Source organism: Polaromonas sp. (genome assembly GCF_031411155.1).
Classification (GTDB): domain Bacteria; phylum Pseudomonadota; class Gammaproteobacteria; order Burkholderiales; family Burkholderiaceae_C; genus Polaromonas.
Genome location: NZ_JANOAL010000274.1, coordinates 1 through 11855, shown reverse-complemented (window position 1 = coordinate 11855; position 11855 = coordinate 1). Strand labels below are relative to the sequence as shown.

At 62.4% G+C, this 11855-nt stretch carries 10 protein-coding genes and 1 pseudogene; 4 read left to right on the top strand and 7 right to left on the bottom strand.

The window, feature by feature from the left end:
* The 7 genes from RMO23_RS16565 to RMO23_RS16535 all read right to left on the bottom strand — a co-directional run.
* Positions 1 to 677: SDR family oxidoreductase (locus RMO23_RS16565; protein WP_309683770.1), on the bottom strand; the 677-nt coding region annotated here is incomplete at its 3' end.
* A 109-nt stretch (positions 678 to 786) separates the two neighbouring features.
* Positions 787 to 1851, bottom strand: coding sequence for a malate/lactate/ureidoglycolate dehydrogenase (locus tag RMO23_RS16560; RefSeq protein WP_309683769.1), 1065 nt, complete (start codon positions 1849 to 1851; stop codon positions 787 to 789).
* 6 nt (positions 1852 to 1857) lie between these two features.
* Positions 1858 to 3384, bottom strand: a complete 1527-nt coding sequence (locus RMO23_RS16555) for an altronate dehydratase family protein (protein ID WP_309683766.1) — start codon at positions 3382 to 3384, stop codon at positions 1858 to 1860.
* Positions 3385 to 3396: 12 nt separating this feature from the next.
* Entirely contained in the window at positions 3397 to 4791 is a 1395-nt protein-coding gene (locus RMO23_RS16550; RefSeq protein ID WP_309683764.1) for a TRAP transporter large permease, read from the bottom strand.
* On the bottom strand, positions 4792 to 5367 hold the full coding sequence (locus tag RMO23_RS16545; RefSeq protein ID WP_309683762.1) for a TRAP transporter small permease: 576 nt from the start codon (positions 5365 to 5367) through the stop codon (positions 4792 to 4794). It abuts the gene before it with no gap.
* A 97-nt stretch (positions 5368 to 5464) separates the two neighbouring features.
* Positions 5465 to 6451, bottom strand: a complete 987-nt coding sequence (locus RMO23_RS16540) for a sialic acid TRAP transporter substrate-binding protein SiaP (RefSeq protein WP_309683761.1) — start codon at positions 6449 to 6451, stop codon at positions 5465 to 5467.
* Between the two features lie 75 nt (positions 6452 to 6526).
* Positions 6527 to 7237 carry a FadR/GntR family transcriptional regulator gene (locus tag RMO23_RS16535; protein ID WP_309683759.1) on the bottom strand — a complete coding sequence of 237 codons (711 nt, stop codon included), beginning with the start codon at positions 7235 to 7237 and terminating at the stop codon, positions 6527 to 6529.
* A gap of 214 nt (positions 7238 to 7451) precedes the next feature.
* Between RMO23_RS16535 and RMO23_RS16530 the strand changes: the two genes are divergently transcribed.
* The 4 genes and pseudogenes from RMO23_RS16530 to RMO23_RS16515 all read left to right on the top strand — a co-directional run.
* Positions 7452 to 8195, top strand: a complete 744-nt coding sequence (locus RMO23_RS16530) for an SDR family oxidoreductase (protein WP_309683755.1) — start codon at positions 7452 to 7454, stop codon at positions 8193 to 8195.
* A 118-nt stretch (positions 8196 to 8313) separates the two neighbouring features.
* A complete protein-coding gene (locus tag RMO23_RS16525; RefSeq protein ID WP_309683753.1) occupies positions 8314 to 9162 on the top strand; it encodes a fumarylacetoacetate hydrolase family protein in 849 nt (282 codons plus the stop codon).
* Positions 9163 to 9313: 151 nt separating this feature from the next.
* Positions 9314 to 10053: pseudogene (locus RMO23_RS16520) on the top strand (TetR/AcrR family transcriptional regulator).
* Between the two features lie 14 nt (positions 10054 to 10067).
* The coding region (locus tag RMO23_RS16515) for an acyl-CoA dehydrogenase C-terminal domain-containing protein (protein WP_309683752.1) at positions 10068 to 11855 on the top strand (1788 nt) is incomplete at its 3' end.

The window sequence follows — 11855 nt, the reverse complement described above, 5'->3', positions numbered from 1 at the left end:
AAAAACAGCACGCTGTGGGCAAATTCCTCGAGTTCGCAAAAGCGGCCCACCGGAATTTTCTGGCGCAGCTCGGCCTGCCGCTCGGCGCTGACCTGCTCAGTCAGCATCTGGGTCTTGACGAAGGTCGGCGCCAGGGCATTGCAGGTGACGCCAAACGGCGCGTATTCGCGCGCAAAACTGAAGGTTAGCGAGATCACGCCGCCCTTGCTGGCGGCGTAGGCCGGCAGCGGCGATAGGCCGCCGGTTTTGGCGCCGTAGGACGACACGTTGACGATGCGGCCAAAGCCACGCGCCTTCATGCCCGGCGCGACGCGCTGGCTCACGTAGAACACGCCGTCCAGGTTGATGCTCAGGGTCTTGCGCCAGAGTTCGGGGGTGGTCTGTTCGCAGTTGGCGTACTGCAAAAAACCGGCGTTGTTGACGCAGACGTCGATGCGGCCAAAGTGCTGCTCGATGGCGTCGCAGGCGGCGTGGACCTGGGCCTGGTCGCTCACGTCCATGGTGAAACAGGCCAGCCGGTCGCCGTGCGAGGTCAGCGTGCTGGCAACCTGCTCGGTGCGCAGGTCGGTTGCGGCCACGCGGTAGCCCGCGTCGAGCAGGGCGCGAACGGTGGCCAGGCCCATGCCGGCATTGGCCCCGGTGACGAGGGCGACTTGGTCTTGAATCGGAGGAGTCATGGTGTTCATAGGTTTTTAACGGTGTTTTAAGGGGTTTGCCCTTGATCTGCTTGCACAAGTAGCTATCAATTTAGTAGTGAATGGTGGTGAAGTGGCGGTGTTGCGAATCTCAGTCTGGCAAGGCCACGCCGACCTTGCGGCCCGCCACAACCATCTCCTGCCAGGTCTGGTCATCGATCGCAATTCCATCGACTTCGCGCTGCGCATGGGTGGCACGCTCCGGGTCGCCGCCAATCTGCACGGCGTCAAAACCGGGCGCGACCGGCCCGGCCTGTAGCCAGTCGACAAAAGCCACCGCTTCCCGCTCAAAAGCGGCCTGGGTGCCGAGTTTGGCCGGGTCTATCAAAATCGTCAGCATGCCGTTGACGATGGCGCGCACGGCCGGATCGGTCGGTTTGTGCCAGGTGCCGCCGCCGGTCAGGGCGCCGCCCAGCAGTTCGCAGGCCACCGCCAGGCCGTAACCCTTGTGTTCGCCAAAGGCCATCAGCGCGCCGAACAGCCCATTGCTCTGCGGCACCACCACCACGCCGGGGTCGGTGGTGGGGTGGCCGTGTTCGTCAATCAGTGTGCCGGGTTCGACTTGAGTCCCCTTGTTGTAGGCCACACGCATCTTGCCCTGCGCCACGCGGCTGGTCGCAAAGTCCAGAATGAACGGTTCCCGCCCCTTGAGCGGAATGCCGATGCAGCAGGGGTTGGTGCCAAAGCGCCCGTCGGCGCCGCCAAAGGGCGCCACCACCGGGCGTGACAGAACGTTGACAAAATGCAGCGACACCAGGCCTTGGGCCACGGCCATTTCGGCAAAGTGCCCGATGCGGCCCAGGTGATGCGCATTGCCCAGGGTCATGATGCAGCTGCCGTGGGCCTTGGCGCGGTCTATGCCGAGCGCCATGGCCTGTTCGCCGACCATCTGGCCGTAGCCGCGCTGACCGTCCAGGCTCAAGAGCGAGCCGGTGTCGAGGACCACACGCACGCCGCTGTTCGGTTTCAGGCCGCCTTCGAGCACCGCGTCCACATACCGCGGCAGCATGCCGACGCCGTGCGAGTCATGGCCGCTCAGGTTGGCCAGTACCAGGTTCGCCGCGACACTGGCGGCTTCTTCGGGGGAACTGCCGGCTGCTATTAAAACAGTAGCTACCTGCGCCCGTAGTTCATGGGCTTGAAGTGTTTTTTGCATGAAAAACTACATCACCGCGCCGACCTGCCAGGGCACAAACTCGTTTTGCCCGTAGCCGTGTTTTTCGCTCTTGCTTGGCTCGCCCGAGGCCGTGGCCAGCACCAGCTCGAAAATGCGCTGCCCCATCTCGGCCACCGTGCTGCTGCCGTCGATGATCTCGCCGCAGTTGATGTCCATGTCGTCTTCCTGCTTGCGCCACAGCGTCGAGTTGGTCGACAGCTTGAGCGAGGGTGAGGGCGCGCAGCCGTAGGCCGAGCCGCGTCCGGTGGTAAAGCAGATCAGGTTGGCGCCGCCGGCCACCTGGCCGGTCGCGCTGACCGGGTCATAACCGGGCGTGTCCATATAAACAAAGCCGTGCGCCGTCACCGGCTCGGCGTATTCGTAGACCGCCTGCAGGTTGCTGGTGCCGCCCTTGGCGACGGCGCCCAGCGATTTTTCCAGGATGGTGGTGAGCCCGCCCGCCTTGTTGCCGGGCGAGGGGTTGTTGTTCATCTCGCCCTCGTTGATCTGGGTGTAGTGCTCCCACCACTTGATGCGCTGGATCAGTTTTTCAGCCACCTCGGGTTTCACCGCCCTACGCGTCAGCAGGTGTTCGGCGCCGTAAATTTCGGGCGTCTCGCTCAGGATGGCGGTGCCGCCGTGCGCCACCAGCAGGTCTACCGCCGCACCCAGCGCCGGGTTGGCGCTGATGCCCGAGTAGCCGTCCGAGCCGCCGCACTGCAGGCCGATGGTGATGTGCGCGGCGCTGCAGGGCTCGCGTTTCACCTTGTTGACGGTGGGCAGCATCTCCTTGATCAGCGCCACGCCCTTGGCCACGGTCTTGGTGGTGCCGCCCGTGTCCTGGATGTTGAACACCTTGAAGGTCTCGCCTTCGCACAGGCTGCTGTGGGCCAGCCAGGCGTTGATCTGGTTGGCTTCGCAGCCCAGCCCCACCACCAGCACGGCGGCGAAGTTGGCGTGCGCGGCGTAGCCGGCCAGCGTGCGCTGCAGCAGCTGCATGCCCACCCCCTCGGTGTCCATGCCGCAGCCGGTGCCGTGGGTCAGAGCCACCACGCCGTCGACATTCGGAAAATCGGCCAGCGCCGCCGGGTTGGTGTGCCGCGAAAAGTGGTCGGCAATGGCGCGGGCCGCCGTGGCCGAGCAGTTCACGCTGGTCAGCACGCCGATGTAGTTGCGTGTCGCGACCCGGCCATCGGCGCGCTTGATGCCCATGAAGCTGGCCTCGCGCCGGGCCGGCTCGGGTTTGACGTCGGCGCCAAAGGCGTAGTCACGTTCGAAGTCACCCTTGTCCGGGCCCATGTCCAGGTTGTGCGTGTGCACATGCTCACCGGCCGCAATCGGTTTGCAGGCAAAACCGATGATCTGGTTGTAGCGCCGCACCGGCTCGCCAGTCGCGATGGCGTGGGTGGCAATCTTGTGGCCGGCCGGAATCAGGCCCTTGACCGGGATGCCTTCGACGCGGGTGCCGTTGAGCAATTGCTGGCGGGCGATCAGGACGTCATCAGCAGGATGAAGGCGAATGAATGGGGTCATGGAAACTTCTCTTCAATAAAACATTTTGGGCAGCCACAGCACCAGTTTCGGGAAGTAGGTGATGATCGCCAGGCTGCCCAGCAGCGGAATGAGCCAGGGCAGGATGGCAATGGTGGTGCGCTCAACCGAGAGTTTGGCGACGCGCGCCAGCACAAACAGCACCATGCCCATGGGCGGGTGCAGCAGGCCAATCATCAGGTTGAGCACCATCACCAGTCCGAAGTGGACCGGATCGACGCCGAGTTGCACCGCGATAGGCACCAGAATCGGCACCAGAATCGTGATGGCCGCCGTCGGCTCCAGAAAGCAGCCGACAAACAGCATCAGCACATTGGCCAGCAGCAGAAAGACCCAAGCCTCCTTGGTAAATTCCAGCACCCATTTGGCAATGTCGGTGGTCACCCCGGTGGCCGTCAGCATCCATCCGAAAATCGACGCCGCGGCGACGATGAACAACACGGTGGACGTCGTCTCCACGGTATCGAGACAGACCTTGACAAAACTCTTGAAGGTCAGCGTGCCGTACCAGGCAAAACCGAGGATCAGCGACCAGACGCAGGCGGCAATCGCGCCTTCGGTGGGCGTGAAGATGCCGGTGGTCATGCCGCCTATCAGCAACACGGGTGTCATGATGGGCAGCACGGCCTGGAAGCTGAAAGCCTTGTCGGCCGCGAACAGCGCCACCAGCGCGGCGGCCACGGTCACTTGCGGCGGAAAGCCCAGCTTGCCGATCAGCAGCCACAGCAGCAGCGGCCAGCCGATGACCACGGCGGTTTCGATCAGCGCCTTGTTCAGGCGGCTCCAGGCGAACGGGACATCGGCGCCCCAGTTGTTCTTGTGGGCAAACCAGGCCACCGTCAGCATCATCAAAATGGCCATCAACACACCGGGCAAAATGCCCGCCAAAAACAGCGCGCCAACGCTGACGTGGGCCATCATGCCGTAGATCACAAAGGGCAGACTCGGCGGGATGATGGGGCCCAGTGTGGCGGAGGCCGCCGTCACGCCGACGGCAAACTCGGTGCTGTAGCCGTGGTCTTTCATGGCCTTGATCTCGATGGTGCCGAGCCCGGCCGCGTCGGCAATGGCGGTGCCGCTCATGCCGGCAAATACCACCGAACCGACGACGTTGACGTGGCCCAGTCCGCCTTTCATCCAGCCCACCAGCGCCAGCGCGTAGTTGTAGATGCGGTTGGTGATGCCGGCGTTGTTCATCAGGTTGCCGGCCAGGATGAAGAAGGGCACGGCCAGCAGCGGGAAGCTGTCAATGCCGCTGACCATGCGGTGAATCACCACAAACGGTGGCGAACTATTGGTGAACAGGATGTAGATGAGCGAAGCGCCGGCCATGGCCATGGCCACCGGCAGGCCGCCGCTCATCAGGAACAGGAAGGCAATCTTCAACATCTAGCGGTCCTCCATGGTGGATTCAGGGCGCTCCAGCACGCTGTAGCCGCGCTTGAAGTTCACCCGCATGACCCAGAGCGAGCGTGCGCACATGGCGGCAAATCCCGCCAGGCAGATGCCATACACCAGGTTCATGGGCAAATCGACTATCGTCATTTTGTAGTCGCCCATCTTGTTCATCATTTGCCAGGTTAATACGACCGCAGCGCCCAGGAAGGCGATGCGCAGCACATCGGTCAGCAGGGCCATGGCCCGCCCCAGCCAGGGCGGCATGAAACGGTAAAAAAAATCGACCTGGATATGGTTGTTTTTGGCGACCCCGATCGCGGCCCCGACGAACACGGTCGCTATCAGCAGGTAGCGCGCGATCTCCTCGGTCCAGGCCGCCGAATCGTTCATCACATAACGGGTGAAGAACTGGTAGAACACCGTCAGGCCCAACGCCCAGAAAAACAAAAGCGCGGCCCAGGCCTCAACCGGCGTGCCAGACAGGTCAACCACTTCGTCGGTGGCATGGAACTGGCCGTCGTCGCCCATGACCTTGGGCAGGGCGTCAATATCAGGAATGGGGATCATGGTGCTGGATGTTGAGGAGGTGAAAGCCCTCCCCGCGAAGGGGACGGCCAGGTTGGCCACGTGTGAAATCTGCCGGTCACTGCCCGGCAGATCAAACTTACCTGATCGCCTGGATGCGGTCCCAATCCTTCTTGTCGTAGCCCATCGAGCCCATGTCCACGGCTTTGACGATGCGGTCGCGGAACTCGTCCTTGTTGACCGTGATCAGGTTCAGGCCCTTTTTCTTGAACTCGTCGACCAATTCGCCTTCACGCTTCTTGATGTCGGCCGTGGCGCTGGCGGCCGCTTCCTGCATCACGTCGGTGAAGATCTTTTTGTCGGCCTCGCTGAGCTTGGTCCAGACGTGGGGGCCGACTTGCGTGACCAGCGAATCCAGGATGTGGCCGGTCAGGATGATGTTCTTCTGCACCTCATAGAACTTCTTGGCTTCGATGGTGGGCAGCGGGTTTTCCTGCGCATCGACCGTGCCGTTTTGCAGCGCCAGGTAGACCTCGGCAAAAGCGATGGGTGTCGGATTGGCGCCGCAGGCACGCGGCAGCGCCATGTAGGCGGGCACGTCGGGCACCCGCATCTTCAGGCCCTTCATTTCGTCGCAGTTCTTGAAGGGCTTGTTGCTGGTGGAGTGGCGTGCGCCGTAGTAGGTCACCGCAACGGTCTGGATACCGGTTTTCTGCTTGTAGCCATCGGCCAGTTCCTTGAACACATCGCTCTTGGCATATTTGAGCAGGTGCTCCGGGTCGCGAAAGGTATAGGGGTAGTACGCCACGCCGATGCGCGGAAAGCTGCGGGCGGCAAACGAGGCCCCCGAAATGATGATGTCGACGGTGCCGAGCTGCAGGCCCTGGTTGATGTCGCTTTCCTTGCCCAGCGTGGAAGCCGGGAACACCTGGATGTCGTAGCGGCCGCTGGTTTGTTTCTTGATCTCGTCGGCCGCCCAGACCGACCACTTGTGGTAAGGCTCCGAGGTTTCATAAACGTGCGCCCATTTCAGTTTGGTCTGGGCCTGGGCCAGGCCAGCTGTGCCCATGAGGCCCGCCAGGATGGCGCAGGAGGCAATGGTTTTCAGGGTCCGTCGTTTTGTCATGGTGTCTCCTCGGTTGAAAGAAAGGCGAAAGTAAAAAGGGGGAAGTAAAAGAGATAAAAATGCTGGGCGCTGGAATCAATTCGTTTTCGCACGGCGCCAGCTCGCGCTGAATCGGGCGTGGGATTTGTCCATGTGGGCATGCATCGCGGCACGGGCGGCGGCAGCGTCATGGGCGCAGATGGCTGCATAAATCGCTTCGTGCTCGGCGATGGCGGACTGCCAGGATTTCATGGTCTCAAAGTAGCCGCCCAGGCGCGTGAACAGCGGACCGCGGCGCGAATCCCAGAAGCTCTGCACGGTCTCCAGCAGCACCACGTTGCCGCAGGCCTCAACAATCGCGGTATGAAAGGCCCGGTCGCCTTCGAGTGGCAGCACGCCCTGGCTGGCATCGCTTTTCATGGCGTCAATGGCCAGGCGCATGGCGGTCATATCTTTACGTTTGGCTAGCGCCGCAGCCATGGAGGCAATTTCGCCTTCCACCACGCGGCGTGCGCGAATCAGTTCCAGCGGCCCCCATTCGGTGGGCGCAATCTGCGGTGCTTTGGTCCGGCTTGACCGGTCAAGCACGTAGACGCCGGAGCCGGTGCGAACCTCGACCCAGCCTTCCACCTCCATCGCAATCAGGGCTTCGCGCACCGAAGGGCGGCTCACGCCCAGCTGCTTGGCCAGGTCGCGCTCTGCCGGCAGGCGTGTGCCTGCTGCAAACTCGCCCTGGCTGATCAGCGAGCGCAATTGCTCGGCGATCTGGCGGTACAGGCGTTTCGGTTCTACGGTTTGCAGCGGCATGCGGGGCGCTCTTGAAGCGGCATTAAGGGTTAGCCAGAATTGGACAAGTGGTAAGGCCAATTGATAATCCCATGATTCCAGCTCCCGGGCATCCGGCTAAACCCTGCAATGCCTGCGGGCGGTTCATCGGACCTGGCGGTGCCGCATGACCATCTGGCGCCGCGCATGCCGGGCCGAAGAGCGGGGTCGGAACAAACAAACCAGGAGGAAAATCATGAGGCTTCAAGGAAAAACCGCGCTGGTGACGGCGGCCGGGCAGGGCATCGGCAAAGCCAGCGCGCTGGCCATGGCGGCCGAGGGGGCCCAGGTCTGGGCCACCGACGTCAATGAACAGCTGCTGGCCAGTTACGCCGGGGTGCCCAATATCCAGACTGCGGCGCTCGATGTGCTCAATAAGGCCGCGATCCAGAAACTGATGGCTGACTTGCCGGCGCTCCATGTGCTGTTCAACTGCGCCGGTTTTGTGCACGCCGGCACGGCCCTGCAGGCCACCGATGAGGAATGGGACTTTGCCTTCAACTTGAATGTACGTTCGCAGTTCTGGGCCATCCAGGCGGCGCTGCCCCGGATGCTGGAAAACCATCATGGCAGGGGTGGCGGCAGCATCATCAACATGGCCAGCGTCTGCGGCTTTAAGGGATTGCCGAACCGCTTTCTCTACGGCGCGTCCAAGGCGGCAGTGACCGGTCTGACCAAAAGTGTCGCCGCCGACTATGTCCTTCGCGGGGTGCGCTGCAATGCCATTTGCCCCGGCACGGTCGATACTCCCTCGCTGCAGGAGCGTATCAATGTGTTTGAAGATCCGGAGGAAGCGCGCAAAAACTTTGTGGCGCGCCAACCGATGGGTCGGCTTGCGCAGGCTCATGAAATCGCACCGCTGGTGGTTTTTCTGGCCAGCGATGAATCGGCATTCGTCACCGGCCAGGCCTATGCCATCGACGGTGGCATGACGATATGAACCCGCTCGACCCGGTGTGCTGAAGAATGTTCGTTGTCCACGGGTGTGGTGCTTGACCTCTCCGGCGGCCGCGCAACGTATTGATAGTTATCTGTTCAGGATCTAAAAAGGAAACACCATGAAACTTGTTCGCTACGGCAACCCCGGAAAAGAAAAACCAGGCCTGATCGATGCCGACGGCAAGCTGCGCGACCTGAGCGCCGTCATCAAGGACATCGGTCCCGACCAGCTCGGCGATGCGGTGCTGGCCAGGCTGCGCAAACTCAACACCGGGAAGTTGCCGCTGGTCAGGGGCCAGCCGCGTTTGAGCAGCCCGGTCACCGGCACCCGCAAGTTCATCGCCATCGGCCTGAACTACGCCGACCATGCAGCCGAATCCGGCCTGCCGATTCCCGCCGAACCTGTGGTGTTCATGAAAGCCACCAGCTGCATTCAGGGGCCGAATGACCCGGTCATGCTGCCCAAGGGATCGGTCAAGACCGACTGGGAGGTTGAGCTCGGCGTGGTGATCGGCTCGCGTGCTCGTTATGTGTCGCAAAAAGAGGCGCTCAACCATGTCGCCGGCTACTGCGCCATCAACGATGTCAGCGAACGCGAGTTCCAGATCGAGCGCGGCGGCACCTGGGACAAGGGCAAGGGGTGCGACACCTTTGGCCCGCTGGGCCCCTGGCTGGTGACGCGTGACGAGGTGCCCAATCCGCAAAAGCTGGACATGTGGCTGGACGTCAATGGCAGGCGCATGCAAACCGGCAGCACCAAAACCATGATCTTCAGCGTGGCCAAAATCGTCAGCTACGTCAGCCAGTTCATGACCCTGGAGCCGGGTGACGTCATCACCACGGGCACGCCGCCTGGGGTCGGTTTGGGTATGAAGCCGCCGGTGTTCCTGAAAAAGGGGGACCAGATGGCATTGGGCATCGAAGGCCTGGGTGAGCAGCGCCAGCTGGTTGTTCCGTTCAAGCGCTGAAGCCATTCCGGCTGCGGGTAAATCAAGGGTTTACCCGCAACCGGCTTAGGCCTCGGCCTCTATAAACCAGCATTTATTTCATCAGGGGGCTTGGCGCGATTGAAATTGCTGCAAAATAGAACGACCGTTCGTTTTATTTTGCAGCACCACCATGCCCGTCACTGAACTCCCCGTTAAAACCACGCGCGCTTCGCCTGCGGCTGGGGCTGGACCCAAAAGCCAGCAAAAAGGCCAGCAGACCAAAGCGGCCATTGTGGACGCGGCCCTGGGCCTGGCCACGCAGATTGGCCTCGAAGGGCTCAGCATAGGCGCGCTGGCCGAGGTCATGCGCATGAGCAAGTCCGGCGTCTTACCCACTTCGGCTCGCGCGAGGAGTTGCAGATTTCGGTGATCCGCGAGTACCACACCCGGTTCGAGGAGGAAGTGTTCTTTCCGGCCCTGCAGGAGCCGCGCGGCCTGCCGCGCCTGCGCGCGCTGTTTCACAACTGGATGAACCGCACCTCGGTCGAGATCGATTCGGGCTGCCTCTATATCAGCGGCGCTGTTGAATTTGACGACCGGCCCGGCCCGGTGCGTGACGCGCTGGCCGGCTCGGTGCGGACCTGGCTGGCCGCCATGTACCGCGCGGTGGTGCAGGCCAAGGAGGCCGGTCATCTTCATGCAGAGGCCGATGAGCACCAGATGGCCTTCGAGATCCACGGGCTGATCCTGGCGCTGCACTATGAAGCGCGTTTTCTGAAAACCCCCGGCTCGATTGACCGGGCCAACACCGGCTTTGCCAACATTCTGGCGCGCTACGGCAATGACGCCGCGCCAGCCCCGGCCCTGCCCAAAAATCCTGCCGCGCCGAAGGCTGCTTCGGCCAAGGCCTCTTCCTTCAAACCGGTTTAACGCCAAGGAGCACCATGCCTCAGTACAATCCCCCCCTGCGCGACATGCAGTTCGTCATGCACGAAGTGCTCAAGGTCACCGACGAGTTCAGGGCCTTGCCGCGCCATGCCGATATTGATGCCGAAACCATCAATGCCGTGCTGGAGGAAGGCGGCAAGTTTGCCTCCCAGGTCACCTTTCCGCTCAACATCAGCGGCGACCAGGAAGGCTGCAAGCTCGACAAGACCAGCCACGAAGTGACGCCGCCCAAGGGCTTCAAGGAAGCCTACGCCCAGTATGTCGAGGGCGGCTGGGCCGCGTTGAGCTGCGACCCGGAATACGGCGGCCAGGGCCTGCCTTTCGTCGTCAACCAGTGTTTTTACGAGATGATGAACTCGGCGAATCAGGCCTGGACCATGTACCCGGGCCTGTCGCATGGCGCTTATGAAGCGCTGCATGCGCATGGCACCGATGCCCAGAAAAAGCTCTACCTGCCCAAGCTGACCAGCGGCGAATGGACCGGCACCATGTGCCTGACCGAGGCGCATTGCGGCACCGACCTGGGCCTGCTGCGCAGCAAGGCCGAGCCACAGCCCGACGGCAGCTACAGGCTCACCGGCAACAAGATTTTCATCAGCGCCGGCGAGCACGACATGACCAGCAACATCGTGCACCTGGTGCTGGCGCGCCTGCCCGATGCGCCGCAGGGCAGCAAGGGTATCAGCCTGTTTGCCGTGCCCAAGTTCAACATCAATGACGACGGCTCGCTGGGTTCGCGCAACGGTATTTACTGCGGCGGGATCGAGCACAAGATGGGCATCCACGGCAATTCAACCTGCCAGATGGTGCTGGAGGGCGCCGTCGGCACCATGGTGGGCGCGCCCAACAAGGGCCTGGCCGCCATGTTCGTGATGATGAATGCCGCCCGCCTGGGCGTGGGCAACCAGTCGCTGGGCCTGACCGAAGTCGCCTACCAGAACGCCCTGGCCTATGCCAAGGACCGCATCCAGATGCGTTCGCTGTCGGGCGTGAAAGCCAGGGACCTGGCCGCAGACCCCATCATCGTGCACCCTGACGTGCGCAAGATGCTGCTGACGGCCAAGGCCTATGCCGAAGGCGGCCGGGCGCTGTCCATTTACTGCACCATGCTGCTGGACAAGGAAATTCACCACCCCGACGAGCAGGTGCGCAAGGATTCGGGCGAGATCGTCGCGCTGCTCACGCCCATCGTCAAGGCCTTCCTGACCGACAACGGCCACATTGCCACCAATGCCTGCATGCAGGTGTTTGGCGGCCACGGCTTTATCAAGGAATGGGGCATGGAGCAGTTTGTGCGCGACAACCGCATCAACATGATTTACGAAGGCACCAACACCATCCAGTCGCTCGACCTGCTGGGCCGCAAGATCCTGGGCAACAACGGCGCGACGCTGAAAAAGTTTGGCAAGCTGATCGGTGCGCTGGTGCAGGAAGAGGGCGTCAACGAAAAAATGGCCGAGTTCATCAACCCGCTGGCCATGCTGGCCGACCAGATGACCAAGTTCACCACCGAGCTGGGCTTCAAGGGCTTCCAGAACCCCGACGAAGTGGGCGCCGCCGCCGTAGACTATCTGCGCGTCGCGGGGCATCTGGTGTTTGGCTACTTCTGGGCCCGCATGGCGCAAGTGGCATTGCGCGAGATTGCCGCCGGCAACAGTGACAAGTTTTATGTGGCCAAGCTGCAGACCGCGCGCTTTTACTTTGCCAAGCTGTTCCCCGAGACCGCCACGCTGATGCGCACGGCACGCAGCGGCAGCCGGGCGCTGATGGAGACCGACGAAGCG